The 26624-nt window shown below is 55.5% G+C and carries 25 protein-coding genes and 2 pseudogenes; 8 read left to right on the forward strand and 19 right to left on the reverse strand.

The genetic code is table 11. The annotated features are described in order from the left end of the window. Positions 1-10 precede the first annotated feature (10 nt). Entirely contained in the window at positions 11-952 is a 942-nt protein-coding gene (fabY, locus tag OOJ60_RS20575) for a fatty acid biosynthesis protein FabY (protein ID WP_042292459.1), read from the forward strand. Here the strand turns inward: fabY and OOJ60_RS20580 are convergent. Continuing rightward, positions 922-1869 (reverse strand): alpha/beta hydrolase, encoded by a 948-nt coding sequence (locus OOJ60_RS20580; protein WP_060570981.1) that lies wholly within the window; start codon positions 1867-1869, stop codon positions 922-924. The genes fabY and OOJ60_RS20580 overlap by 31 nt on opposite strands. A gap of 199 nt (positions 1870-2068) precedes the next feature. Between OOJ60_RS20580 and OOJ60_RS20585 the strand changes: the two genes are divergently transcribed. Both OOJ60_RS20585 and OOJ60_RS20590 read left to right on the forward strand, forming a co-directional pair. Then, the gene (locus OOJ60_RS20585; protein ID WP_233470912.1) at positions 2069-2317 is read left to right on the forward strand and encodes a CopG family transcriptional regulator; all 249 of its coding nucleotides are present in this window, start codon (positions 2069-2071) and stop codon (positions 2315-2317) included. After that, positions 2317-2686, forward strand: a pseudogene (locus tag OOJ60_RS20590) (type II toxin-antitoxin system VapC family toxin). Before OOJ60_RS20585 ends, OOJ60_RS20590 begins: the two are co-directional and overlap by 1 nt. 35 nt (positions 2687-2721) lie before the next feature. Here OOJ60_RS20590 and fdhE read toward each other — a convergent pair. From fdhE to fdnG, 4 genes are all read right to left on the reverse strand, one after another. Next, positions 2722-3651 carry a formate dehydrogenase accessory protein FdhE gene (gene fdhE / locus OOJ60_RS20595; protein ID WP_042292465.1) on the reverse strand — a complete coding sequence of 310 codons (930 nt, stop codon included), beginning with the start codon at positions 3649-3651 and terminating at the stop codon, positions 2722-2724. Between the two features lie 266 nt (positions 3652-3917). Further along, positions 3918-4553: a formate dehydrogenase cytochrome b556 subunit gene (gene fdoI / locus OOJ60_RS20600; protein WP_205613109.1), complete on the reverse strand. Its 636-nt coding sequence runs from the start codon at positions 4551-4553 to the stop codon at positions 3918-3920. Beyond that, entirely contained in the window at positions 4550-5452 is a 903-nt protein-coding gene (fdxH, locus tag OOJ60_RS20605; protein ID WP_060570983.1) for a formate dehydrogenase subunit beta, read from the reverse strand. The genes fdoI and fdxH overlap by 4 nt, the downstream gene beginning before the upstream one ends. Before the next feature lie 12 nt (positions 5453-5464). After that, complete coding sequence (gene fdnG / locus OOJ60_RS20610) at positions 5465-8515, reverse strand: formate dehydrogenase-N subunit alpha (RefSeq protein ID WP_082636871.1); 3051 nt, start codon at positions 8513-8515, stop codon at positions 5465-5467. A gap of 191 nt (positions 8516-8706) precedes the next feature. Between fdnG and fdhD the strand changes: the two genes are divergently transcribed. Both fdhD and OOJ60_RS20620 read left to right on the forward strand, forming a co-directional pair. After that, positions 8707-9543, forward strand: coding sequence for a formate dehydrogenase accessory sulfurtransferase FdhD (gene fdhD, locus OOJ60_RS20615; protein WP_042292478.1), 837 nt, complete (start codon positions 8707-8709; stop codon positions 9541-9543). Between the two features lie 126 nt (positions 9544-9669). Beyond that, the gene (locus OOJ60_RS20620; RefSeq protein ID WP_042292481.1) at positions 9670-9882 is read left to right on the forward strand and encodes a DUF1471 domain-containing protein; all 213 of its coding nucleotides are present in this window, start codon (positions 9670-9672) and stop codon (positions 9880-9882) included. 98 nt (positions 9883-9980) lie between these two features. Here the strand turns inward: OOJ60_RS20620 and OOJ60_RS20625 are convergent, their stop codons facing one another. The 8 genes from OOJ60_RS20625 to OOJ60_RS20660 all read right to left on the reverse strand — a co-directional run bounded on the left by OOJ60_RS20625 (position 9981) and on the right by OOJ60_RS20660 (position 17711). Next, positions 9981-10823, reverse strand: coding sequence for a PTS system mannose/fructose/sorbose family transporter subunit IID (locus tag OOJ60_RS20625; RefSeq protein WP_042292487.1), 843 nt, complete (start codon positions 10821-10823; stop codon positions 9981-9983). Then, entirely contained in the window at positions 10816-11616 is an 801-nt protein-coding gene (locus OOJ60_RS20630; RefSeq protein ID WP_042292489.1) for a PTS mannose/fructose/sorbose/N-acetylgalactosamine transporter subunit IIC, read from the reverse strand. The genes OOJ60_RS20625 and OOJ60_RS20630 overlap by 8 nt, the downstream gene beginning before the upstream one ends. Before the next feature lie 11 nt (positions 11617-11627). After that, on the reverse strand, positions 11628-12125 hold the full coding sequence (locus OOJ60_RS20635) for a PTS system mannose/fructose/N-acetylgalactosamine-transporter subunit IIB (RefSeq protein WP_205613110.1): 498 nt from the start codon (positions 12123-12125) through the stop codon (positions 11628-11630). Positions 12126-12137: 12 nt separating this feature from the next. After that, complete coding sequence (locus OOJ60_RS20640; RefSeq protein ID WP_205613111.1) at positions 12138-13316, reverse strand: glycoside hydrolase family 88 protein; 1179 nt, start codon at positions 13314-13316, stop codon at positions 12138-12140. Continuing rightward, positions 13313-13795 (reverse strand): PTS sugar transporter subunit IIA, encoded by a 483-nt coding sequence (locus OOJ60_RS20645; protein WP_042292499.1) that lies wholly within the window; start codon positions 13793-13795, stop codon positions 13313-13315. Before OOJ60_RS20645 ends, OOJ60_RS20640 begins: the two co-directional genes overlap by 4 nt. Positions 13796-13967: 172 nt before the next feature. Beyond that, the gene (locus OOJ60_RS20650; protein WP_205613112.1) at positions 13968-16571 is read right to left on the reverse strand and encodes a sigma 54-interacting transcriptional regulator; all 2604 of its coding nucleotides are present in this window, start codon (positions 16569-16571) and stop codon (positions 13968-13970) included. A gap of 157 nt (positions 16572-16728) precedes the next feature. Next, the gene (locus OOJ60_RS20655) at positions 16729-17052 is read right to left on the reverse strand and encodes an AzlD domain-containing protein (RefSeq protein WP_199957755.1); all 324 of its coding nucleotides are present in this window, start codon (positions 17050-17052) and stop codon (positions 16729-16731) included. Next, positions 17052-17711 carry an AzlC family ABC transporter permease gene (locus OOJ60_RS20660; RefSeq protein WP_060570987.1) on the reverse strand — a complete coding sequence of 220 codons (660 nt, stop codon included), beginning with the start codon at positions 17709-17711 and terminating at the stop codon, positions 17052-17054. The genes OOJ60_RS20655 and OOJ60_RS20660 overlap by 1 nt, the downstream gene beginning before the upstream one ends. 100 nt (positions 17712-17811) lie before the next feature. Here OOJ60_RS20660 and OOJ60_RS20665 point away from each other — a divergent pair, with 100 nt between their 5' ends. After that, positions 17812-18360, forward strand: a complete 549-nt coding sequence (locus OOJ60_RS20665) for a helix-turn-helix domain-containing protein (protein ID WP_042292509.1) — start codon at positions 17812-17814, stop codon at positions 18358-18360. A gap of 346 nt (positions 18361-18706) precedes the next feature. Continuing rightward, complete coding sequence (locus OOJ60_RS20670; protein ID WP_205613113.1) at positions 18707-20098, forward strand: carbohydrate porin; 1392 nt, start codon at positions 18707-18709, stop codon at positions 20096-20098. Positions 20099-20141: 43 nt separating this feature from the next. On the opposite strand, the gene rhaM is transcribed toward OOJ60_RS20670, so the two are convergent. From rhaM to rhaB, 6 genes and pseudogenes are all read right to left on the reverse strand, one after another. Next, the gene (gene rhaM / locus OOJ60_RS20675; RefSeq protein WP_205613114.1) at positions 20142-20456 is read right to left on the reverse strand and encodes an L-rhamnose mutarotase; all 315 of its coding nucleotides are present in this window, start codon (positions 20454-20456) and stop codon (positions 20142-20144) included. Then, positions 20453-21601 carry a lactaldehyde reductase gene (gene fucO / locus OOJ60_RS20680; RefSeq protein ID WP_205613115.1) on the reverse strand — a complete coding sequence of 383 codons (1149 nt, stop codon included), beginning with the start codon at positions 21599-21601 and terminating at the stop codon, positions 20453-20455. The genes rhaM and fucO overlap by 4 nt, the downstream gene beginning before the upstream one ends. A gap of 55 nt (positions 21602-21656) precedes the next feature. Next, positions 21657-21776: pseudogene (locus tag OOJ60_RS20685) on the reverse strand (ABC transporter permease); the annotation flags it as partial. A 51-nt stretch (positions 21777-21827) separates the two neighbouring features. Further along, a complete protein-coding gene (rhaD, locus tag OOJ60_RS20690) occupies positions 21828-22655 on the reverse strand; it encodes a rhamnulose-1-phosphate aldolase (protein WP_205613116.1) in 828 nt (275 codons plus the stop codon). Positions 22656-22719: 64 nt separating this feature from the next. Continuing rightward, complete coding sequence (rhaA, locus tag OOJ60_RS20695; protein WP_199957756.1) at positions 22720-23979, reverse strand: L-rhamnose isomerase; 1260 nt, start codon at positions 23977-23979, stop codon at positions 22720-22722. Beyond that, positions 23976-25445, reverse strand: a complete 1470-nt coding sequence (gene rhaB, locus OOJ60_RS20700; RefSeq protein ID WP_205613117.1) for a rhamnulokinase — start codon at positions 25443-25445, stop codon at positions 23976-23978. The genes rhaA and rhaB overlap by 4 nt, the downstream gene beginning before the upstream one ends. Before the next feature lie 302 nt (positions 25446-25747). Between rhaB and rhaS the strand changes: the two genes are divergently transcribed. Continuing rightward, positions 25748-26584 carry an HTH-type transcriptional activator RhaS gene (rhaS, locus tag OOJ60_RS20705; RefSeq protein WP_042292528.1) on the forward strand — a complete coding sequence of 279 codons (837 nt, stop codon included), beginning with the start codon at positions 25748-25750 and terminating at the stop codon, positions 26582-26584. Positions 26585-26624 lie beyond the last annotated feature (40 nt).

Genomic DNA, 26624 nt, shown 5'->3' on the forward strand with positions numbered 1-26624 from the left:
GAGTACAGCTATGTATCACCTTCGTGTACCGCAAACAGAAGAAGAATTAGAGCGTTACTATCAGTTTCGCTGGGAAATGCTGCGTAAACCGCTGCATCAGCCAAAAGGTTCCGAACGTGACGCCTGGGACGCGATGGCGCATCACCAGATGGTCGTGGATGAAGACGGTAACCTGGTTGCCGTGGGACGGTTGTACATTAATGCCGATAACGAAGCCTCTATCCGCTTTATGGCCGTTGATCCCGCAGTACAGGAAAAAGGACTGGGGACGCTGATGGCGATGACGCTGGAGTCGGTGGCGCGTCAGGAGGGCGTTAAGCGAGTAACCTGTAGCGCTCGAGAGGACGCGGTCGACTTCTTCGCCAAGCTGGGCTTTGTGAATCAGGGCGAAATTACCACGCCGCAAACCACGCCGGTACGCCATTTTTTGATGATTAAGCCTGTCGCTTCGCTCGACGACATATTGCATCGCGGCGACTGGTGCGGACAGTTACAGCAGGCCTGGTATGAACATATCCCGCTAAGCGAGAAAATGGGCGTACGTATTCAGCAGTACACCGGGCAAAAATTCATTACCACCATGCCGGAGACGGGCAATCAAAACCCGCACCACACGCTGTTCGCCGGAAGTCTGTTTTCGCTGGCGACACTCACCGGTTGGGGGCTTATCTGGCTAATGCTGCGTGAGCGCCACCTCGGCGGCACCATTATTCTTGCCGACGCCCATATTCGCTACAGCAAGCCCATCAGCGGCAGACCCAGCGCGGTAGCCGATCTCGGCTCACTGAGCGGCGATCTCGACCGACTGGCGCGAGGTAAAAAAGCGCGCGTCCAGCTGCAGGTCGAACTGTTGGGCGATGAAACAACCGGCGCGATATTTGAAGGCATTTATATCGTCCTGCCCGCAAAGCCCTTCGGTCCCTATGAAGAAGGTGGGAACGAGGAGGAGTAGGCTGCCTTCTGCTGTCCAATGCGCCAGGCGATATCCTGCATTGCGCTGCGCGCGGCCTGGCTTACTCCGCCAAGCTGGAAGAATCCATGAATAACGCCGAGGTAACGCTGGCAGGTGCAATCTACGCCCTGTGCCGTAAGGCGGTCATACAGCGCTTCGTCTTCATCGCACAGTGGATCGTACTCTGCGCTAATAATGTGAGTGGGCGGCAGGCCATTGAAATCCTCTCTCCACAAAGGGCTGGCTTCGGGGTGCTGGCGGTCGGTGTGTGATAAATACATCTCATAGCCGGTAAGTAATGTGTCACGCGTGATGAGGTAATCCAGCCCATTGCGGGTATAGCTTTCAAAATGCGCCGTGGCGTCGAGCATAGGGTAAATGAGTAACAACTGCGCAGGCAGCCAGCGTTTCGCCGCTTTCAGGCGCATCGCGGTTACCAGCGCCAACTGCCCACCCGCGCTGTCTCCGGCAAGCGTAATGCGCTGTCGGTCGATGCCAAATCGCTCGTGGTAGGTCCAGACAAGATTTGCCCCTTTTTCAGCATCGTCATGCGCCGCCGGGAAAGTATGCTCTGGCGCGAGACGGTACTGGACGGCGATTACCCGGCAGTTGCTGCGGTAAGCCAACTGGCGTAGTTGCTTATCGTGGGTGGCAAATCCTCCGCTGACAAAACAGCCGCCGTGATAATAGATCACACAGGGCAGCGCGCCTGATGCGTGACGGGGAGAAACCACCCGAAACGTTATTTCTTCGAGTACACACACTTCCACTTCGACACGACTTTCCGTGTCGCCGGCGAGCACCGTACTGGCGACATAGCCCGCCCTCCTGTCATCAATACGCTGACCGCGAACAGAGGGGCGTCCTGCGGCGATAAAGTCTCCAACCAACTTTGCAATGCCCTTTTCCAGCGCCATATTTCTCACCCTTTATCTGTATGAATACACAGTGTTATAGCCTGGATAGGGGCGAAATAAAATGACGAATTTTACCGTGATAGCGATTCTGGAAAGCGCCTCGCAAAAGTGAAAGTCACGTCTGAAAGCGCTTTTTTCCCTGCCGCCACGGGTGTATGTTGTGCGAAAAATAGCTGCAAACGATATGCCGGAGAGATATATGAGTATGATGGTTGGAATGGTTATGGGCAGGGTTTTACTCGACCTGCCAGACGATGTGATCAAGCGTCTTGATGATTTCAAAAAGCAGCGCAACCTACCGCGTGCTGAGCTATTACGCGAAGCAGTTGAACAGTACCTTGAAAGACAAGGTCTGGCAGAAAATACCCTTTCTAACGCGTCAGGACTGTGGCAGGGCTGCGAAGAAGACGGTATCGAATACGAAAGGAAATTGCGCGAGGAATGGTGATGCCGCAAGGGTCTGTATTATTTGATACCCATAGATCGATTTGTTTAACGGTCGTCGTGAAGCGAAACAGGGGCTTGAAACGTATCCCACACAAAATGCGATTAGCCTTATCACATGGATGGAAGTAATGGTCGGTGCGAAGAAATATCATCAGGAAAACCGCACGCGTATAGCTTTAAGCGTCTTCAACGTGATTGGCGTTACACAGGATATCGCAGAACGCAGCGTCAGCCTGATGCAGGAGTATGGTATGAAACTGCCGAATGCGATCATCCTGGCAACCGCCCAAATCCATCGCTGTCAGCTTGTGATGCGTAATACAAAAGACTTTGCCGGGATACGGGGGTGATCACGCCATATCACTTGTAGACCGGACGACGGGGGCCATCCGGTCCAGGTAAGCTTTACTCCCCTTCACCCGGGAACAGGAACGGGTTGATAGAGCTACGGGCAAAGCCCTCCTGCTCCATTTTGGCGTCCAGAATCAACGAGGCAAGATCGTCAGCCACCGCTTCGACTTTCGGGTCTTTTTCCTGATAGAGAATCTTCAGGTAGGTTCCGCAGTCGCCGCAGCTTTCGGCTTTGATTGCCGCCTGCTCATTTTCCAGCGACCAGTAGTGCAAATCGCGGCTCTGCTCGCAGTTGCTGCATTTCACGCGCACCACGTGCCATTCGGTTTCACACAGGTTGCAGTGCAGATAGCGCAGCCCCTGCGTGGTGCCAATTTGCACAATGCTGGAGACAGGCATTGAGCCGCACACCGGGCAATACTGGCGCTGTTCGCCGTACTCGGCGCGGGCTTTGCCCGGGATCAGGTTAGCCATCTGTGCCCAGTAAAGTGACAACGCAGCCCAGATAAACGGCGCTTTGTCGCTGCTTACAGAGGCAAAATCCGCAGCGAACAGCGCGCTCGCCATCTGTTCCAGCTCTTGTTCGGAGGCTTTTTCCAGGTTTTCGATCACCGCCAGCGCCGGGCCGCTCATTTCGGGCTTCAGCTCCGCAATCAGCGAATGCAGCAGCGTTTGCCAGTGTTTATCGCGCGGCAGAACGTGAATATCCAGCGGTGGTTTGCCCTGTTCGTTCGCGTCTTTAATGCGTGCGGTCAGGTCTATCTGAAGCGGGTGATCGTACAGCACCACTTCCTGCGCGTGGGCGATCAGCGCAGCAAAGCGCAGGTAATCGCCCAGCGGGTTGTTCTCTGCCAGTTCGCGCAGACGTTCGGCGCGACGGTTATATAAATTTTTGAGCCGGGGAAATAATAACGGTGGGATCATATCCGTCGCGCGCTTCTCGCTTTTTTCCAGCTCATCTTGCGGGATGATACGAATGCTCATTGAGTGCTTCCTGGTTAGGCGGATCGGTGGTCTGTCATCCGCTCTTGATTTGGCGCCTGCCACGCGCCCGCTCTGGTGAATATCAGTAATGATAACCGCAATCGGTCTGCGGGATATACCGGTGACATCGCAATGTGTGCGGTACGATACCCGATCTTAACGGAGCAGACTATTCACCGTTCGGATTAGCTGGCGGAGCCTGACACGAAATAGCGCCGGAAACAATGTTCCCGGCGCCAGAGTCATTGGGATGGATAATCAGCGGGTCAGGACGATGATTTGTCCTGCTTTTCACGCACTTCGCGGTACCAGCGTGGGTGATGTTTCTTCGCCCACGAGCGGGTAACCCAGCCTTCAACCATAGCCGTAATCGTGCCTTTCACCCACAGCGCAGCGTAAATATGCACCATAATCACCACGATCAGCGCGACGGCGGCAAAGGAGTGCAACATCAGCGCAAAGCGGATCACCGGAATGGAAAACGCCGGGGCAAAGTACGGACGCCAGATGATCACGCCGCTCACCAGCAGCAGCACCAGGAAGATAATCGCCGCCCAGAACACGCATTTCTGGCCGAAGTTATACCGTCCGGTGTCGCCAACCTCGTCGTTGACGATAATCTTGCGGATGTTCTTCGCCCAGAAAATATCGTCCCGATTGATCAGGTTGTGATGCCAGTAACGGAAGAACATGATGATGAACGAGGCGAACATGATCACGCCCACGAACGGGTGCAGAATGCGCGCCAGCTGTGGCGTGCCGAGAATCTGCATCAGCCAGTTGAAGGACGGGAAGAAAAAGCCCAGTCCACTCACCGCCGCCAGCACGAAGCAGAAGGCGGTGATCCAGTGGTTGATGCGTTCCGGTGCGGTGTAGCGCACGATGGTGTCACGACGTTTCATTTGCGCACCTCGTCTTTCTCTTCATGCAGGTTGTCATCTTCTTCCTCCGCACGGTTCGGACCGACCCCGACGTAGTGGAAGACGCTGGCCGCAAAGGTCGCTGCAAAGCCGACCGCTGCAAGAGGTTTCCAGATCCCTTTCCAGAACTTCACGGTGGCGCTGATTTCCGGGTTTTCCGGCAGGCCGTGGTACAGATTCGGCTTGTCGGCATGGTGCAGCACGTACATCACGTGCGTACCGCCGACGCCTGCCGGATCGTACAGGCCTGCGTTGTCGTAACCGCGAGTTTTCAGCTCGGCGACGCGCTCGCCCGCCAGCGTTTTCATATCCTCTTTTGAGCCAAAGTGGATAGCGCCGGTTGGGCAAGTTTTCACGCAGGCCGGTTCCTGGCCGACGTTGACGCGGTCGACGCACAGCGTACATTTATACACGCGGTTGTCTTCCGGATTCAGACGCGGCACGTCGAACGGGCATCCGGCGATGCAGTAGCCGCATCCGATGCACTGTTCAGACTGGAAGTCGACAATGCCGTTAGCATACTGAATGATCGCCCCTTCCGCCGGGCACGCCTTCAGGCAGCCCGGATCGGCACAGTGCATGCAGCCGTCCTTGCGGATCAGCCATTCCAGTTTGTCGTTCTGTTCCACTTCCGAGAAGCGCATCACCGTCCATGATTTGGCGGTCAAATCCGCCGGGTTATCGTAAACCCCGACGTTGCTGCCGATTTCATCACGAATGTCATTCCACTCCGAACAGGCCACCTGGCAGGCTTTACAGCCGATACAGGTGGTTACGTCGATAAGCTTCGCCACTTCTTGCTGGTGATCCCGCGCCTGGGGCGCGGGGGTGAAACCGTTAGTCGCGGAACGACGAATGATGTCTTGCGATTGATAAGCCATAAGTCGTCTCCGTTATACCTTTTCCACATTCACCAGGAAGGACTTAAACTCCGGCGTCTGCGTGTTCGCATCACCAACGAATGGCGTTAACGTATTGGCGATAAACCCTTTTTTCGCCACGCCCTCGTAGCCCCAGTGAATCGGAATACCGATGGTATCGATATCCTTGCCGTCAGCTTTCAACGTGCGGATACGCTTGGTCACTACCGCCTTAGCCTTAATGTAACCGCGGTTAGAGGAGACTTTCACCGTATCGCCGTGGGCAATGCCCAGCTTGTTCGCCAGCTTCTCGCCAATTTCCACAAACTGTTCCGGCTGGGCGATAGCGTTAAGCAACGCGTGCTTGGTCCAGTAGTGGAAGTGCTCGGTCAGGCGGTAAGTGGTGCCGACATACGGGAACTTATCGGCTTTACCCAGCGCTTCGGCGTCGCTCTTAAAGATGCGGGCGGCAGGGTTAGAGATCACGTTCGGGTGCAGCGGGTTGGTGCCCAGCGGTGTTTCAAACGGCTCATAGTGTTCCGGGAACGGACCTTCCGCCATCTTATCGACAGCAAACAGGCGCCCCATCCCTTCCGGCTGCATGATAAACGGTCCGACATCGCTACCCGGTGCGGCGGCGCTGTAGTCCGGAATGTCCATCCCGCTCCATTTCGTCCCATCCCATTTCAGGATTTGACGTTTCGGATCCCACGGGTTGCCTTGTGGATCAGCGGAGGCGCGGTTATACAAAATACGACGGTTAAGCGGCCATGCCCACGCCCAGCCCAGCGTATTGCCGAGGCCTGACGGATCGGCGTTATCGCGACGCGCCATCATGTTACCTTCCGGTGTCCAGCTACCGGCAAAAATCCAACAGCCGCTGGCGGTGGTACCATCGTCACGTAACTGGGCGAACGAACTGAGCTGCTGGCCTTTCTTGACGATCACCGCGCCCGTTGCCGGGTCGACGATATCCGCCAGCGCTTTACCGTTACTTTCCTGCGCCACTTCTTCCGAATCTGGCTCATCCGGTTTGGTGTAGTTCCAGGTCATGTTCAGCACCTGTTCCGGGTTGGCGCCGCCCTGTTCGGCGTACATCTTGCGCATACGCAAGAAAATACCCGCCAGAATTTCACCGTCGGTACGGGCTATTCCCGGTGCGTCGGCACCTTTCCAGTGCCACTGCAACCAGCGGCCGGAGTTAACGATAGACCCGTTTTCCTCCGCAAAGCAGGTGGACGGCAAGCGGAACACTTCGGTCTGAATTGTCGACGGATCGACATCGTTCGACTCGCCGTGGTTCTGCCAGAAGGTTGAGGTCTCGGTGTTGAGCGGATCAATGGTCACCAGGAACTTCAGTTTCGACAGGGACGCGATCACTTTGTTTTTGTTCGGGAATGACGCCACCGGGTTAAAGCCCTGGCAGATATAGCCATTGACCTTGCCCTCGTTCATCATCTCGAAGTACTGCAGCACGTCGTACCCTTTGTCCCACTTCGGCAGCCAGTCAAAGCCCCAGCTGTTTTCCGCCGTTGCTTTGTCGCCAAAGAAGGACTTCATCAGCGAGACAAAGAATTTCGGATAATTGCCCCAGTAGTTGACCTGGCCTTCCAGCAGCGGCTTCGGCGTATTGGCGGTAAGGTAGGTTTGCAGGTCGGTCTGCTTCTCGTTCGGCAGGGTCAGGTAACCCGGCAGGCTTTGCGACAGCAGGCCCAGGTCGGTCAGCCCCTGAATGTTAGAGTGACCGCGCAGGGCGTTAACGCCGCCGCCCGCCATCCCCATGTTGCCGAGCAGCAACTGGATCATCGCCATGGTGCGGATGTTCTGCGCGCCGATGGAATGCTGCGTCCAGCCGAGGGCATACAGGAACGACGCGGTTTTGTCTTTCGCACTGGTTTCCGCGATGTACTCACACACCTTCAGGAAGTCGGCTTTCGGTGTGCCGCAGATATTTTCGACAACGTCCGGCGTATAGCGGGAAACGTGCTGTTTCAGCAGGTTCCAGACGCAGCGCGGGTGTTGCAGGGTGGTGTCGCGTTTCGCAAAGCCGTTTTCGTCCAGCTCGTAGTTCCAGCTGGTTTTGTCGTATTTGCGTTGCTCCGCGTCGTAGCCGGTGAACAGGCCATCGTCGAAGCCAAAGTCTTCACGCACGATCAGGCTGGCGTTGGTGTAAGCTTCGGTGTATTCGCGGTTGTATTTTTCGTTTGTCAGCAGGTACAGCATCACGCCTGACAGGAAAGCAATGTCAGTACCGGAACGAATCGGCGCATAGAAGTCGGCCACCGACGCGGTACGCGTAAAGCGCGGATCGATCACAATCAGCTTCGCGCCGTTGCGAATTTTCGCTTCCATCGCCCAGCGGAACCCGACCGGGTGCGCTTCAGCGGCGTTACCGCCCATTACCACGACGAGGTTGGCGTTCTTAATGTCGACCCAGTGGTTGGTCATCGCACCGCGACCAAATGTTGGAGCAAGACTTGCTACCGTTGGTCCGTGTCAGACACGCGCCTGGTTGTCGACCGCGAGCATACCCAGCGCGCGGGAGAATTTTTGCGTTAAATAGCCGGTTTCGTTACTGGAGGCTGAAGCACACAGCATGCCGGTCGACAGCCAGCGGTTGACGGTCACGCCTTCAGCGTTCTGCGCAACGTAGTTGGCGTCGCGGTCTTCTTTCATCAGCTTCGCGATGCGGTCAAACGCCTCGTCCCAACTGATCTTCTGCCATTTATCGGAGCCTGGCGCGCGGTATTCCGGGTACTTCAGGCGGCTTTCGGAGTGGATGAAGTCCACCAGACCGGCCCCTTTCGGGCAGAGTGCGCCGCGGTTTACCGGATGGTCCGGATCGCCTTCAATATGGAAGATAGATGCTTTGGCGTTTTTCGCCCCGTCGCCGAGGCTGTACATTAACAGCCCGCAGCCAACGGAACAGTAAGTGCAGGTATTACGGGTTTCGCGGGTGCGCAGCAGTTTGTATTGCCGTGTTTCCGCTAGCGCTACGCCGGGCGCGAAGCCCAGTGCCGCCGCCGTGGTGCCTGCCATACCGCCAGCGCAGATCTTAAAGAACTGCCTTCTGCTGACCTGCATGGTTTGCTCCTTGTTTCGACATTGTCACTTCTCATTCACATTCAGTCGGAATGCTCAGGGAGTGGTTGTTATTTTTCTTTGCGGAGAGGACCGCAAAGGTCCAGAATTGGGTCAATTTCCCCTTGTCCCGGTGGGGTTTGTGACAGAATACCACAATGTTGGTACGTCTGTTCTTATACGGTTAAAAGAAAGTGAATAAGATACATCCAGAAGAAGTCGAATATGTGACAAATGTCACGGGTTATCGCGAGGTTAGCCTCTGGACGCGCGAGGATTTGCAACATCCTCAGCGGGATGAGGTCGCGGAAGAAGTCCCGGTTGCGCTGGTCTATAACGGCATTTCGCACGTTGTGATGATGGCGTCGCCGAAAGATCTTACGCATTTCGCCGTTGGCTTTTCCCTTTCTGAGGGAATCATCGCCAGCCCGCGGGATATTTTTGGTATGGATGTCGTGCCGTCCTGTAACGGGCTTGAGGTGCGGATTGAGCTTTCCAGCCGCCGCTTTATGGGGTTGAAAGAACGTCGCCGCGCGCTGGCTGGACGGACTGGCTGTGGCGTCTGCGGCGTGGAACAGCTTAACGACATTGGTAAACCGGTGCAGCCGCTGCCATTCACCCAGACGTTTCATCTCGCCAGTCTCGACCCGGCTTTACAGCATCTGAAGGACTTTCAGCCCATCGGAAAACTGACCGGATGCACCCATGCCGCAGCCTGGGTTATGCCTTGTGGCGAACTGGCGGGGGGTCATGAAGATGTGGGACGTCATGTGGCGCTGGATAAACTGCTCGGGCGTCGTGCCGGGGAAGGAAAAGCCTGGGAACAGGGGGCGGCGCTGGTATCCAGTCGCGCCAGCTATGAGATGGTGCAGAAATCGGCGATGTGCGGCGTTGAAATCTTATTTGCGCTCTCAGCCGCCACTACATTAGCGGTGGAAGTAGCCGAGCGCTGCAACCTGACGCTGGTGGGCTTTTGTAAGCCGGGCAGGGCGACCGTTTATACGCACCCGCAGCGGTTAATTGCCGGATAACATATTCAGTTTATTTGAATTAGATTGGCAAATCCTTCCGCTTTCAGTTGTCTGAGTAACGGCCTATTATTTATCACATAAAGGCACAGTGCCTTACTCAAACAACCAAGTGAAAGGGTTTATATCATGAAAAGCATCAAAACTTTTGTCGCAGTAATCGCTCTCGCTACGTCCTTCGGTACTTTCGCCGCGCAGTCCGTGACCGCAACCGGCTCGACGCTGGAAAGCGCGGAAGCGAAAATCGCCGCTCAGGCTGAACAAGCTGGCGCCAGCGCCTACAAAATTACCCAGGCTTATACTGGTAACCGTGTGCACATGACTGCTGAATTGCTGAAATAAGCCTTGCCGGACGGCGGCGTTCTGCCTTGTCAGGTCTGCAGGCGTTTCCAGCCGTAGGCCTGATACGCGCTGTGCTAACAGACACAGCGCGTATCACATCAAATTACCCCAACGCCTGCGGCGGCGAATCCAAAGACAATCAGCATAATCAACACTTTATTCGGACTCACCTTTTTATTAAGCAGCTTCAGACAGCCAAGCACCAGCAGCAGAGGAATCAGCCCGACGCAAATTTTGTCGAGTATCTCCTGAAGCACAAAAGGTTGCCCGGCGATAGTCGTTTTAAAGGTGGTTGTAAATTTCACCATGCTAGCGCTCATAGCGCCTACCATCATTAAGCCCATTATCGACGACGCTTTGGTAATACAACCAAGTAACCCAGACTGCGTTGCTTCAGCGATGTATTTCGATCCCAGACGGTAACCCATCACCCCGCCGTAATAGCGCAGCAGATAGCTGGGAATGTTATAAATTAGCAGAAACAGCAATGGCCCCAGCGGGTTGCCCTGTGAGGCCAGGCCAATCGCAATACCGGTGGCGATAATGCGCAATACCCCATAGAAGAATGAGTCGCCGACGCCCGCGAATGGCCCCATCAGCGCCACTTTAATGCCGTTGATGCTTGAAGTATCAAAGTTCGGGTTAGCGGCGTTCTCTTTTTCCATCGACAGCGTCAGTCCCATAATGAAGGGCGCCAGATGCTGATTGGTGTTGAAAAACTGGCTGTTTCGCTTGAGCGACTCCGTATAACGGTGGGGATCGCCTGCGTAGATTTTTTTCAGCATGGGGGCGATGGCCCAGCCGTAGCTCAGGCCTTCCATACGAGTAAAGTTCATGGAGCCTAGTAGCTGGAACTGGCGGAAGAACAGCTGGCGAAACATCTTTTTTTCGCTTTTGCTGTCGTCATACGCGCACGACGCGCTGTTATGGATATCAGTCATTGAAGAACCCATCCTTATCGTCCACCGACGCAGGCGCGGCGACAGTGGCTTGTTTATTCGCCTTGAGTTGATTGAACTCGTTGAAGCACAGATAGACCGCAACGGAAGCGGCAATAATCGCGATACCCATAATCGGCAATTGTAAATAAGCCGCCATCGCAAAGCCGATAAAGAAGAACGCGGCGATATTACGGTTCCACAGCGCTTTCAACAGAATGGCGAAGCCTAACGCGGGCAGAATACCACCGACCGCCGTCATTCCGCGCATCACCGGGTCCGGAATGCTTTCGACCAGACTGCGGATGACGTCGGTGCCGAAAAGAATGCCGAAGAACGCCAGTACCGCAAAGGGCACGCCGTAAAACATCGTCATTCCCAGCGTGATGCCCAGCGCCGCGCGATCGCGTCCCTCCTCCAGCAATGCGTCATATTTTTCCACCAGTGCGGTGTAAACCAGCTTTAGCACCTGATACACGAATACCGCCAGCAGGCTGATTGGTAGCGCCAGCGCCACTGCGACGGCGGGTTCAGCTTTGGTCAGGATGGTGAAGGCCGTCGCCAGGACGGAACCGACGGCGAGATCGGCCGGTACTGAACCGCCAATGGTGATGGTGCCAAGAAAAATCAGCTCCAGCGTGGCGCCGATAATAATCCCCTGCTGAAAATCCCCCAGCACAAAGCCCACCATCGCGCCGCAAATCAGCGGACGTTCGATTAGCGGCTGGCCGAGCGTATGGTCGGCGAACTTGGCGATATACATCACCAGTGCGACAAATAATGCAGACGTTAACATGACGACCTCGCTTAGCTGGCGGCGCTATCCAGCATCTCAATCAAATTCTTCACCGGATGAGAGGGCAGAACCTGGTATTCAACTTTTACGCCGCGCGCGGCGATGGCATGAAAATCCGCTACGTCTTCCGGCGTGACGTACACGGTATCGCTGATGCGTTTTTTCGCCGCCAGATTATCGGTAATGCGCCCGAAGTTGGCGACGTTGAGGCTTTTTATCGCGGGCACCTGTTCAACCAGACGCCGGGCATCGGCGACATTGTTAACGATCACCATAATTTTCATCGCTTCGGAACGCGGATCGTTAAGCACATCGCCCGCATCTTTTACCGCCATGATGGCGCATTTCGCGGTGTCGGGCGCCGCCATCCGCAGCGACATTTTCTGCACGTCGTTATTTACGATTTGATCGTTGGCGACAAGGATGCGGTTGACGCCGAGGTGCTTAGTCCAGACAACGGCGACCTGGCCATGAATTAAGCGATCGTCAATACGAATTAAAGAAATCATGTGTAGCTCCAGTTAGCAAAAGTAGGGTGTCCAGACGCGGGAAAGACGAACCAGGGCTTCGAAATAAAAATAATCGCCCCAAAGGTTAGGTTCATTAATACCCACGTTGCGGCCATAGTTGTAAACGCCTTCACGCAGCAGGCCGTCCTGCGTGTGGGCAAAGTAGCGCTCACGTAAATTGCGCATCATCAGTTCGATGGCGTTCGCGTAGGCGGGACGCAGCGGGTCGCTGAGCGGCAGCAGGGTTAACAGCTCCGCCAGCCCACAGGCGGCGACAGCGGCGGCGGAAGTGTCGCGCCAGGCGTTATCCTGCGGAGTGAAAATCAGATCCCAGTAGCAGATGTAATCGTCCGGCAGCCGGTTGAGAAAATAGTGGGCCAGTTTACGCGCCAGCTCCGGCTGGCAGGCGTCGCCGGTATGACGAAAACCCAGCGCGAAACCGTAAATACCCCAGGCCTGACCGCGCGCCCAGCAGGAGCTGTCGCTGAAGCCCTGATGGGTATCGCCGCGCAGCGGCTGGCCGCTGTGGATATCCATATAAAAGGTATGAAACGTTGAGGCATCGTCGCGCACCAGATAGCGCGCCGCCTGCGCCAGATGGTGGGTAGCCGCTTCACGCCAGGCGCTATTGCCCGTTTCGTTTGCCGCCCAGAACAGCAGCGGGACGTTGAGATTACAGTCGATGATCATTCGTCCCTGGCGCGCGGGATCGTTCAAATCGCCCCAGGCCTGAATCACTCCAGCCGTTGCGTTAAAGCGCTGATACAGCCGTTCGGCGGCGCGCAGCGCAAGTTCGCGCGCGCGACGGTTGCCCGTCAGTTTCCAGGCGTTAACGCAGGAGAGCAGGTACAGAAATCCCAGGTCGTGCGTATCAATCTTAATCTGCTTATCAAGGCGTTCTTCAAAGCTGTCGAGCAGTCCTTCCGCAATGACGCGATACTTATCGGCACCGGTGACCTCCCAGGCCAGCCACAGCATTCCGGTCCAGAAGCCTTCGGTCCAGTCGACTTTTTCAACGACAGGATAGCGACCATCAACCGCGCTGGCTGCCGGAAAGGTTGTGGTAAAGCGCGGCAGCATCGCGTCTATCTGCGTGATAACTTCCTTCAGCGCTTCGCTCAGCCAGCGCCGATCCAGGCCCGGTTGCGGTTTGAAATAGCGCGGGTCAAGCGTTTCCAGAGCGATGGTCATAATGGCCTCTCCGCGGCAAAAAAGCCGTCCATATCGTCAGCAGGGACGCTTGATTCCGCCTGACGAGCGGTAAGAATTTCAGGCAGGCGGTTCACATACTGCATCGCACCGCTGGCGGCGGTGATGGCGTCCTGGATACGCGCTAAGGTTTCGGTCTGTTCAGAAAGGCAGAACTCCATCAGCATGATCAAATTTGCGCCGCTGATCACATGGATATGCGGATATTTAACCAGCAGTTGGACGGCGGTGTTGTTAACGCTGCCGCCGGGCATATCGGTAAACAGCACCAGTTCCTTTTGTTGGCTAATCGTCTGCTGAACGATCGCTTCAAAGCGGGCTGCCAGTTCCGCCGTTGAGCCGATGTCGCCGCAGTAGGCGCAAATCGGCGTTACGCCATGATCGTCGCCGACCAGCAGATTCAGCGCTGAGACAATGCCCTGCGCATAGTGCCCGTGGGTTGCGATGTACAACTCTCGCATTGTGCATTCCTTCATTTTTCAGTATCTGTTGAAGGTATTGCAAGCGGCATGCCATATTTTTATCTTATTGAATTTAATGAAGTAAAACGTAGTGTTCGAGGGCTTTTGCTGTGTCGAAAAGGGCTGCGAACGCAGCGTCGAAGCGTCTGCCAGTCTGTAGCTGGCAGAAACGTTAACAGAGCGCTTCGGTGGCTATCCACGGCTCCATAATTTCATAAATCATGAGCACTTCGGTCAGCGGCAGGGTGATATTGTATTTACGGTTTAGCGCCTGGAAAAAAGTGTCATGTACGGCGACAAAAGCCTGCTGATCCAACGTGAGTTCAGCTTCTTCGCGGTGCCGGACGCCGTTATTCACCATGACGCGCTCAATCATCAGCGCTATATGCATAAACAGGTTGATACGCAGATAGCTTTCAAAGTGGATTTTGTAGAAAGACTCATACTGCTTAATAACGGCTTCCACTTCGTCGATGATCACCACCGGATTGAGGAAGTTCAACCTGCTGGCAACCCCCTCGACGGTAAACAGTTTGACCACCTCCTCGATCATCGGCTCCAGAGCGCCTTCCATGACTAATCCGTTAAAGTAGTCGCGCTTCAGCACCAGCGTTTTCTCTTTAATCAGCTGTTCGACGCTGAGCAGCGGGATGTACCCCGCCTCCAGTTCGGTGGTGGTGATAATCAGCCGCGTGCCGTTAAGCGCCGGGTCGGCGCGGGCGATTTTCCACTTCAGATCGTCATATTCCATCGTGATGATGTCGATCTCCTCCTGCGCCAGATAGCGCTGCACGATATCTTTAAGCTTACGGGAAATGCCCTCGCCGGAAATGCACGAAATGATGATTTTGTTGCCGGGAAGTATTCCGGCGTAATAACGCGTTTCTACTTCCCACGCGCCTTTCGCCCCTTCGATAATCGCCTCCATTGGCAACTTGTCCTGGATTTTCGAGGCAATATCCAGCGCCATTGCGGTGCTGACGTTGTTAATCACCAGCAGCTCGCCGTGCAGATGAAGTTTAATCTCTTCGTAGATCGCTTTCAGCGAGCCCATATCGACCAGAATAATCAGCCCGCCGCCGTGCTTAAGACGTGACAGATGGCTTATCAGCAGGTCGATAATTTCCCGGGTTGAGGTCGCGTTGGGCATATCGAAGGCTTTAAAGTAATAGCCGCCGGTCAGCTGGTTGGCGATGCCGGCAATGCTCGACGCAGTCGAGCGCCCGTGGGAAACAATAATGCCCTGAATCGGCGAATCTTCCCCGGCCACAGAATGAAAGATACAACTGAACAATGGCTGCAACAGAGGTAACTGCTGATGCGTGACGTGCTTCGCCAGCAGCGCAATACACTCCTCCGTTAGCAGGCGCGCTTTGCCGGAAACGTAGTCGGCAATGGTCAGCAGTTCATCGGCCTGTTCCGCCTGTTGTGGCGTATGCAACGCGTAGGTCAGGCAAAGCCAGAGCGCTTTACGGATCTCCGGACCGCAGGTGATGCCGGTCAGACACTCCAGTTCGTTTACCGCATGCATTGTGTTCTGCCAGACGTAGCCGTTATACAGCGTTTCAGTGGAAACCACGCCCTTCACCGTCGCCAGCAACTGCTCGATTTTGCGGTTCAGCAGCAGAACATTACCGCTGTGGCAAAAATCGCGGAAAATGACCTCATCATGCATCGCCTTAGGCAGCAGCATACTGGCGTCGGGTTCCTGTCCTCCTGTGTCGGCGGAAATCACCAGCATTTCGCCGTCCGGATGCGTACCGCGTAGCCTGATGATATCGGCGTCGCGGTGATTGCTCCACGCGCTGGCGCACATGACTTTGATCTGGTTTTTCAGTTCGCCGATGTTGCCGCGCACCGGAGAAGAGACGAGCTGGCGCATCAACTGATTATCGAGGTGGATGTCCCTGCCCAGGTTGGCCGCTTCCTGACACAGGAACAGAGTGACCTGTGCGATACGCTCTGTGAGCGGTCGCGAAATAAAGTTAGGCAATGTTACCCGAACCGGGATGCGTCGGCGGAAGGTATTGAGCAACGCCGTGTCAATATTTTCCGTGGTGGCGAAGATAAAGCGTAACGAAGCCGGATGGCGGGTGCGGTTATCGCCGAGTCGATAGAAATAGCCTTTATCCATAAACAGGAACAGTTTTTCCTGGTTTTCCGCGGACAGACGATGCACTTCATCAAGGAACAGAAAGCCGCCGTTGGCGTCGTCAAACGCGCCCTGTTTCTCACGATCGGCGCCGGTGAAGGCGCCGCGGGTATAGCCGAACAGCGTGGCGGAGAGCAGTTCGGGGTTGTTGGCGTAGTCAGCGCAGTTTAGTTCGACAAACGGTTTATCAGCGGCGATAACGCCGCGTCCGATGGCGTACTGATAGATCAGCGAGGCGAGATGGCTCTTGCCCACGCCGCTTTCGCCTGAGATCAGCACAGGTAAGCCGTCTCCCGGATAGTCCACCGCTGAGCGGCAGAGAGCGACCGCTTCCGCCAGGCTACCCTCGGCGCCGGTCAGACTCTGGAAAGCATCAGCCTTTTTCGACACTAAACGGGACGCTTGCTCATTTTGTGCGCCATTATGCTGAATAAAGAAGCGCACCGGGCGCGTGTTTTCTTTGCGTAAACGCCCCTCGTCGCACAGTCGGTTCAGGTAGTGACTAATGACGCTACGGTTGACCTGCATAAAGCAAGTACAGTCCTGGGCCGTGAATCCCGTAATGCTTTCCGCATAATGCGTCAGAATATGATGCAATAATTTTTCTTTGGCTGTCCGCGCCATCTTTCTTGTCCCGCGTAGAGTAGAAAATAGCGTCGATTATTATTCGACGCTAGACACTGATATTTTTCTTCGACACTAACTACTTTCTACGCTTAATCAGAAAAATGAAACTCAGTTTTAAACAGGATGTGATCGCGATCGGCGATTGTTTTAGTGGTTAGTGCACTCCCGCCATTCTCAAGAGCGCCGTCACCACCGCCGCAGCGATAATCACCACAATCAGCGGCATTTTCCGCCAGGCGAGAAATACCGCGAAAGCCACGCCCAACACACGCGCTATACCCGCAAAGTGTTCGCCTTCGTAGAAGGTGGTCGCCAGCGCAACGGAAAACAGCAATACCGTCGCGGCATCGGAAAGCAGCGCCTGCGAGCGCTCGGAAAGCGCCAGACGACTCCCCAGCTTTGCGCCGCCGAGGCGCATCAGGTAAGTACCCGCCGATAAAATTGCGATGCCGAGGATAAACAGCGTCATGTTGCCCATTATTTTTTCCTCGTCAGTAAGCCAAGCAGGGAAAGCAGCACCGGCAGCCCGACCGGCGCAAAAGGCACGGCAGCAAGCGACACGGCGGCGCCGCTCAGGCTGCGAATTAAAGTAGTACGGTTTTTGAAAGCAGGTACCACAAGCGCGAGCAGGATCGCCGGGAACACGGCGTCGAGACCGATGGTTTCCGGCGCGGGCAGCAACTGTCCCACCACCGTACCCAGCAGGGTACCTACCGGCCAGAGAATGGCAACGCCCAGACCGCAAAGCCAGTAAGCGGCTTTACGCTGCTCCGGCGTTTTCTGCGACAGGCCAAACACCACGCTCTCATCGTTCATAATGTGGCAGCCCAAAAAGCTGGCGGCGCGGGTGCCGACCAGATCGCGCACCGTCACGCCGAAAGGTACGTGGCGGGCATTAACCAGTAAACCGGCTGCCGCTGCCGCTAACGGGTTTCCGCCGCTGGCGACAATGCCGATGAACATGAATTCTGACGCGCCGGCCAGTACAAAAATCGAGAGTACAAACGGTACCCAGACCGGGAAACCGTAGGCCATTGCCAGCGAGCCGTAGGACATGCCCACTACGCCGACGGCCAGGCATACCAGAAATATCGCTTTTATCGTGTCTGCTTTCAGACTGGAAAAGAGGTGTTTCATCCATTTTAGCCATATCGAACGAGTTTCCATTATAATGAACGGAACATGATCGATTTACAAGACGAACGAATCGTTCGTTATAAAAAACGCGGAGACGTGAATGACACAGCCCATCAGCGTGATTGCTAAAAGTCTGGTACGCGAACGTCAGCGGACAGGACTGTCGCTGGCGGAAATCGCCCGCCGGGCAGGCATCGCCAAATCCACACTTTCACAGCTGGAAGCGGGAAACGGTAATCCTAGCCTGGAAACGCTCTGGTCGCTCTGTGTGGCGCTGGATATCCCCTTTGCGCGGCTGCTGGAACCGCAGGTGCAAAAAACGCAGGTGATTCGGCGGGGCGAAGGGACAAAAGTGGTGGCGGAGCAGGCGCACTATCAGGCCATTTTGCTGGCCGCGTGCCCCCCTGGCGCACGTCGCGATATCTATTTACTGCTGACCCAGCCGGGAGCCGACCGCGTTTCACAGCCCCATCCGCCCGGGTCGATAGAGCATATCATCGTGACGCAGGGAAAAGCGCTGGTTGGTCTGACCGACGCGCCGGAAGAATTAGGTGTGGGTGACTATATTTGTTACCCCGCCGATCGGGAACATATATTTAAGGCGCTGGCACCGGATACGCAGGCAATTCTGGTCGCCGAACAAAATTAAGATTATTTCGATTAATTCGAGCGTGGTGTAATAACGTCACGCTCAATGATTAATTAAAATTATATTTTCATTAAATCTATATTTATAACTTTTTACGATATTTCGTTTATTTCCCCGCTTTTGTTAGATTCCTCACGAACTGTGTATTTGCTGCATTTACACCAATAAATCAGAATGCTAATAATTATTAGCCTGTGAAAGCACCCGCAATCGCTGTTTAATCATTCATGGGTTCAATTGCTGGTGTCAATATATATAAAAATAAAATTGTTCTTATCTCATTATTCACCACGCGTATTCCTACAGGAAAACGCTGATCATTCTTTATTTCAAGGAAAGCGAATAAATGAAGAAATCGACGTTATCTTTAGCAATCGGATTATTATTAGTGGCAAATACCGGTTTTGCTAAAACAGCGCAATTGACTCTGGAACAACGGCTTGAGCAATTAGAGGCCCGACTGGCGGCGGCGGAAAACCGGGCGGCCCAGGCGGAAAGCCAGGTACAACAATTACAGGTCCAGCAGGCTGCGGAGATCCGCGAAATCAAAGCCGCTCAGGGCAACACTCCGGTTAACGGACAGACACCGACGGAAGAAACGCAGAAAAACGCCGCGACGCCAAATCTGCAGCTCTCCGGCTACGGCGATTTGAAAATCTACGGCGATGTGGAATTCAACATGGATGCCGAAAGCAAACATGGCCTGCTGGCGATGACCAATGCCAATATGGATCCTGACACAACGAATGAACAATGGGATCTGAATGGCCGTATCCTGCTGGGTTTTGACGGGATGCGGAAGCTGGATAACGGCTATTTCGCTGGCTTCTCGGCGCAGCCCTTAGGTGACATGTCCGGCACGGTGGACATTGATGACGCGGTCTTCTTCTTCGGCAAGGAAAACGACTGGAAGGTGAAAGTCGGGCGTTTCGAAGCCTACGATATGTTCCCGCTGAATCAGGATACTTTTGTCGAACATTCCGGCAATACCGCTAACGATCTGTACAACGACGGCAGCGGCTATATCTACATGATGAAAGAAGGGCGCGGACGTTCCGACGCGGGCGGTAACTTCCTTGTCAGCAAGCAAATCGATAACTGGTATTTCGAACTCAACACCCTGCTGGAAGACGGTACCGCGCTGTTTAATGAGGGTGACTACCATGGTCGTGAGATGGATCAACAGAAAAACGTTGCCTATCTGCGCCCGGTTATCGCGTGGTCAAAAGATGAGTTCTCGGTGGCCGCGGCGATGGAATCGAACGTGGTCAATAACGCCTACGGCTACACCGACGCACAGGGCGACTTTGTCGATCAGTCCGACCGCACCGGCTATGGCTTAACCATGACCTGGGACGGCTTAAAGACCGATCCGGACAACGGAGTGGTGCTTAACGTCAGCACCGCGTATCTGGATGCCAGCAGTGAAAAAGACTTTACCGCCGGGGTGAACGCCCTGTGGAAGCGCTTTGAGCTGGGGTATATTTATGCGCATAACAAGATTGATGAATATTCAGGTGTCGTCTGCGACGATGATTGCTGGATTAACGATGAAGGCACCTATGACATTCATACTATTCATGCGTCCTATCAGTTCGCCAACGTGATGGATATGGAGAACTTCAATATCTATCTCGGTACCTATTATTCCATCATGAACAGCGACGGCGATGACGTTCACGGCGACGATTCCGACGACCGCTACGGCGCCCGCGTTCGCTTCAAATATTACTTCTGATGCAAAAAGGCCCGGTATTCACCGGGCCTGGACTCATTGGCGCTTACGCCAGATAAAACACTTCCTTCAGTTCCGCGCTGACCGGGCTGTTGTCCGGGTTTGCGGGCATCACGTCGCGCATATGTTTCCACCAGCGTTGACACACGTCAGTATTCGCGATCGCGTTCCAGCGCTCTTCGGACTCAATCTCCACGGTGGCGAACAGCAGGTTGCGCGCTTCGTCGAGATAGATCGCATAGTGATGCGCGCCGTGCGCTTTTAGCACCGCTTCCAGCTCCGGCCAGATGGGGTTATGGCGGCGCTGATACTCTTCGTGCGCGTCGCCGTTAACCTGCATCACGAATGCTTTGCGGATCATAACGCCTCCAGGTATAGCTCGCGGACTTCATCGCGGCTGGCAGTGCGCGGGTTGCATGGCGCGCACGGGTCAGCCAGCGCTTTATCCAGCCAGCCTTCGATGTCCTCTTTGGTTACGCCGAGTGCGCTGAACCCTTCCGGAATACCCACGCGTTTGCTCAGGGCGCGGATCGCATTAATCGCTTCCATACTTGCCGCTTCATCGCTCATGCCGCGGGTATCCACCCCCATCGCCCCGGCGATGCGGGCAAAACGCGCGACGGCGTTCGGGCGGTTAAAGTTTTCAATGATCGGCAGCAGGATGGCGTTGCAAACGCCGTGCGGCAGGTTGTGAGTCGCGCCCGGCTGATGCGCCAGCGCATGAACCAGCCCCAGGCCGGCGCTGTTGAATGCCATCCCCGCCAGATACTGACCGAACGCCATCTGCTCACGGGCTTCCATGTTGTGGCCATCAGCCACGGCTTTCGGCAGCCACAGGTTGATCAGACGGATAGCTTCCAGCGCGTTAGCGTCGGTTAGCGGGTGCGCGCCAACGGAAACGTAGGCTTCCACCGCGTGGGTCAGGGCATCCATACCGGTCGCCGCGGTGACGGACGCCGGAATATCCAGCATCACGCTGGCATCGTCTACCGCAATATCCGGAATGATATTCGGGTCGATGATCACTTCTTTTACCTGACGTTCGGCGTCAATAATCACCGCGTTGCTGGTCATCTCAGCCGCTGTCCCGGCGGTGGTGTTGATCGCGACCAGCGGTACGCCCGGGTTCTTCACTTTGCCCACGCCGGAATAGGACGTGGATGGCGCCGGGTTAGCGGTAAGGATTTTCACCGCTTTGGCGGTATCGATTGGGCTGCCGCCGCCAAATGCGATGATGTAGTCGCAGTTCGCCTCCTGATACGCCGCGTAACCCTTTTGCACCAGCGCTTCGGTTGGATTCGGGAACACCTCGTCAAACAGGTGATACGACATCTGGTGCGCATCCAGCGCGGTGAACAGGCTATCGAGTAGCCCAAGCTTCACCAATTGACCGTCGGTGACGATCAGCGCTTTTCCCCACTGCTTGTTCGCAACCAGATTCACCATATCGCCAATCGCCCCTGCGCCGTGCAGGCTGATTTTGGGAAGTGCCAGCATAAAGCTCATGTTATTCTCCTTAATTACGATGAAATTATGTCCGGCGGCGCTGCGCTTGCATGGCGCCGGAACCGCCAGGGATAGGGATGCCGCTCAGTACCCCACAGGCTGCCACGGCCTGCCACTCAAAACCGTTAGCCACATCGACATATGCAACAGCGAAACGGGAGATCCACATATTGCCGCTCTGGTTAGGTTTCAGCGCGGCAACGGTGAGCGGGGCGCGATGTTGCGATTAATACAGTTCTAATGCGCTGGCGAGCGGGGTTACGCCGAAACGTTTACCCAGCGCGATCAGTTCTTCACGGCTGATGGTTTGCTTCATGCCGCCCATCGACAACACTTTGACTAACACTTCGGCGGACTTCTCTGCGGTGTCGATCAGGCCGAACGCTTCATCCAGCGTCGGGCCGCTGCCAAACACGCCGTGGAACGGCCACAGGACCAGCGAATGTTTTTGCATTTCCTGTGCGGTGGCCTGGCCGATGTCGTCGGTGCCCGGCACCATCCACGGCAGAATGCCGACGCCGTCCGGGAACACCACCAGACACTCGGTACTGCCTTCCCACAGCTTGCGGGTGATGAGATCGGTGCTGTTTTCCAGCACGTAGGTCAGGGCGATCAGGTTGGTCGCGTGGCAGTGCATAATCACACGGTCTTTGCCATGGGTCGCGTTGATGCGCTCGCAGTGGGAGAGGAAGTGCGCCGGCAGTTCAGAGGTCGGCACCGCCTCGTGGGTCAGTCCCCATAAAATGTGATAGCCCGCGCCGTCGCTATCGACTTTCACCACGCCTAAATTGGCTGCCGGGTCGAGCTGCACATTGCGGAAAAATTTACCGGAACCGGTCACGATAAACGGCGTGTTCGCCAACAGCGGCATTGGCTGGCTCAGGGCGATGTAACGTGGCGTGGCGTGGAAGTCTGCGCTGAACGGCGCGATATCCGCCTCGTCGAGACGCAGCGTCAGGTTGCCGCCGTTGCGCTCGTCCCAGCCTTTCAGCCAGGCATCGGAGGTGGCTTTGATCATCCCCTGAACAAACCAGGAATCGGTAATGTTTTGCATAATATAGTGTACCTGTCTCATTATTTGCCCGATGGCGCTGGGCCGATCGGGCCTACGATTTGTCTTAACGACGTTGACTGAGGATCGCTTTCTCGTATGCGCGTACGTTTTCCAGCCACTGGCTGCCGGCTGGCGTATCGTGACGCTGGCAGTACATTTCCCAAACCGCCTGCCACGGCAGTGATTTTTGTTCTTCCAGCAGCGCCAGACGCGCGGTGTAATCGCCGCTGGCTTCCAGCTGGCGCAGTTGTTCTGTTGGCTCCAGCAACGCGCGCAGCAGCGCTTTTTTCATGTTGCGGGTGCCGATAACCCATGCCGCGATGCGGTTGATGGAGGCGTCGAAGAAATCGAGGCCGATGTGGACGCGGTCGAACAGATTGTGGCGTACGATCTCGCTGGCGATCGCCTGGGTCTCGTCGTCCAGCAGCACCACGTGGTCGCTGTCCCAACGGACCGGGCGGCTGACGTGCAGCAGCAGGCGCGGCACGTAAAGCATCGCGGCAGAGATCTTGTCGGAAATCACTTCAGTTGGATGGAAGTGGCCTGCGTCCAGGCACAGCGCGGTCTGGCGGCTGGTGGCATAGCCCATATAAAATTCGTTGGAGCCGACGGTGTAGCTTTCCGCGCCGATGCCAAACAGTTTGCTTTCCACAGCGTCGATGTGATGCGCCGGATCGAGTTTCTCGCTGATCACCTCGTCCAGTGCGTCCAGCAGACGCTGGCGCGGCGCTAAGCGGTCAACGGTAATGTCTTTCATGCCGTCCGGGATCCAGATATTCATCACCGACGGCGTGCCCAGTTGTTCGCCAAAGTAAGCGGAAACGCGGCGGCTGGCCTTGCAGTGATCGATCCAGAACTGACGGGTTTTGTCGTCGGCATGGGAAAGGGTGAAGCCGTCCGCGCTCAACGGATGCGAGAAGCAGGACGGGTTAAAGTCCAGCCCGAGCTGGTTCGCTTTTGCCCATTCCACCCAGTTTTTAAAGTGTTCCGGTTTTATCTGGTCGCGGGAAACCGGGGTCTCCGACTCCAGATAAATGGCGTGCAGGTTCAGGCGCTTCGGCCCTGGGATCAGGCTCAGCGCTTGCTCAAGGTCGGCGCGAAGCTCCGTGGCGTTACGTGCTTTACCCGGGTAGTTGCCGGTGGCCTGAATGCCGCCGGTAAGCGATCCTTCCGGATTTTCAAAACCGGCTACGTCATCGCCCTGCCAGCAGTGCATGGATACCGGCAGACGATCGAGCTGGCGCAGCGCCTCCTCGACATCAATACCTACAGCGGCGAAGCGTTGTTTCGCCAGTTCCCAGGCTTGTTCCAGTTGAGTGGTCATGCGCAAAGCTCCTTTGTCTGTCGTTTTGCGTGAAATTGCGCGACATAGCGGGCAATTTCACTGTCAGGATGAGGGGTAAAAGTCGTCAGGTTATAGTTGGCGGTGACCACCTGGCGGAAGTCATCGACGTTGCTCAGTTCATCTAAGGTCATCAGTTGAATGCCGATATTGCCGAGCGTAGAGGCTTCGATCGGACCGGCCATCACGCGGATGCCGCAGGCGTCGGCGCAGAGCTGGTTAAGCAGGGCGTTCTGGCAGCCGCCGCCGACGATGTGTAACTGGGAGAAGGCCTCGCCGCGCAGGGCCGCCAGTTCCTCAAGTACATCGGCGTACAGCAGCGCCAGGCTGTCGAAAATGCAGCGCGCCAGCTCCGCGTCGCTGACCGGTACCGGTTGTCCGGATTCGCGGCAGGCCGCCTGTATTTCCGCGCACATGTCGTCCGGGTTGATAAAGCGATCGTCGTTAGGGTTGATCAGGAAGCGGCAGGCTTTTAACGTCTGCGTTTCGGCGATCAGCGCAGGGAGATCGCCGATCTGGCGTTCTTTCAGCACGCGCTGGAGCAGCCACAGCCCCATGATATTTTTCAGCACCCGGTAACGGCCTTCCGCGCCGCCTTCGTTGGTGATATTGGCCGCCAACGCCGCGTCGTTGGTGTACGGCGTACGGCTTTCAAAGCCCATTAACGACCAGGTTCCCGACGAGAGGTAGGCGCTATGGGTATCGGCCAGCGGAGAGGCGATCACCGCGCTGGCGGTGTCATGACTGGCGACGGCAACCACCGGAATTGAGTTCTTCTGCGGACAAATCCAGTAGCCAATGACATTGCCGGGATGCGTAGGGCGGCCAAACCAGGTTTTCTCCGCACCGGTCCAGGCCAGCAGGGTCTCATCCCAGTCGTCGCTGTTGATATTGACCAGTTGGGTGGTGGTGGCGTTGGTGTATTCCCAGTTCATTTCGCCGGTAAGACGATAGCTGAAGTAGTCAGGGATCAGCAGCGCGTGAGCCACTTGCGACACCAGTTCTGGCTGCTGTTCGACCAGCGCGCGCAGTTGGTAAAGCGTATTGAACGGCAGAAACTGGATCCCGCTACGCTGATAAATATCGCCTTTACCGATCTGCGCCTGCGCCAGCGGCATAATGCCGGTGGTGCGGCTGTCGCGGTAGGAGACCGGTAGCCCGACCCGCTGGCCCTGCTTATCCAGCAGGACATAGTCCACACCCCAGGTGTCGATGCCGATGCTGTCAATGCGGATGCCTTCATCGCAAACTTTCTCCAGCCCGAGGCGAATGGCGTCTTCAAGACTGTCGACGTCCCACGTATCAAAACCGTCCTGTTTTTGCAGGCAGTTTACGAAGCGGTGGATTTCACGCAGCGTCAGGGTGCGATGTTCACTGTCATAGCGCGCCAGCATTACGCGTCCGCTGGATGCGCCGAGATCGACAGCGACACAATGGCGAAAAGTCATAGCGAGGTCCTTCTGAGTTTCATTGCGCTCAGTCTAAAAAACCTCGTCATGGCTCACCTTCTTGTTACTGACAGCCATAATTAGCCGCTGGCAAGAAAGCAAAGATGAACGTGATAGCGTTCACAGTTTCCAGTTATACCGCCCCGTTTTCCTGATGTGATGTCGACCGCATTTCCGGATCTTTCCCGCCTTTTCTTGAAAAATTGACGCTGTTTGCTCAGTTTCGTGTCGAAAATTTAAGGTGAGGTTGATAACCCTTAATTACTATTTTGCCATGTTCATTTCATCCGGAAGGGATCATCATGACCGTACTGCACAGCGTGGATTTTTTCCCATCAGGTAAAGCGCCTGTCGCCATTGAGCCCCGGCTGCCACAGTCTGCCTTTCCGGAGCATCACCATGATTTTCATGAAATTGTGATTGTGGAACATGGCACAGGCATCCATGTGTTTAACGGACAGCCGTATACCATTAGCGGCGGCACCGTCTGTTTTGTTCGCGATCACGATCGGCACTTATATGAACACACCGATAACCTTTGCCTGACCAATGTGCTCTACCGTTCGCCCGATGCGTTCCAGTTTTTGTCCGGGCTGGATCAACTGCTGCCCCAGGAACAGGATGGGGCGTACCCTTCACACTGGCGGGTGAACCAAAGCGTGCTTCAACAGGTGCGCCACCTGGTGGCGCAGATGGAACAACGCGATGAAGAAATGGATCTCCCCGCGCTGGCGAACCGCGAAATTGTGTTTATGCAACTGCTGGTATTACTGCGCAGAAGCAGTCTGATGGAAGGGGCGGAAAATAACGACGCGCGACTGAATCAACTGATGGCGTGGCTGGAAGACCATTTCGCCGAAGAAGTATGCTGGGAGGCGCTGGCTGACCGGTTCTCGCTGTCGCTGCGTACTCTGCATCGTCAGCTCAAGCAGCACACCGGGCTGACGCCCCAGCGCTATCTTAATCGTCTGCGTCTTATCAAAGCCCGCCACCTCCTGCGACACAGTGATGAAAGCGTAACGGACATCGCCTATCACTGCGGTTTCGGCGACAGTAACCACTTTTCGACGCTATTTCGTCGCGAGTTTAACTGGTCGCCACGCGATATCCGTCAGGGGCGCGATGCGTTACTTCAGTAACGCGAATGCAGTCACCGTTTTTTGCTGCGAGATTTGTTAG

The organism is Citrobacter sp. R4 (assembly GCF_026719175.1).
Classification (GTDB): Bacteria; Pseudomonadota; Gammaproteobacteria; order Enterobacterales; family Enterobacteriaceae; genus Citrobacter_A; species Citrobacter_A sedlakii.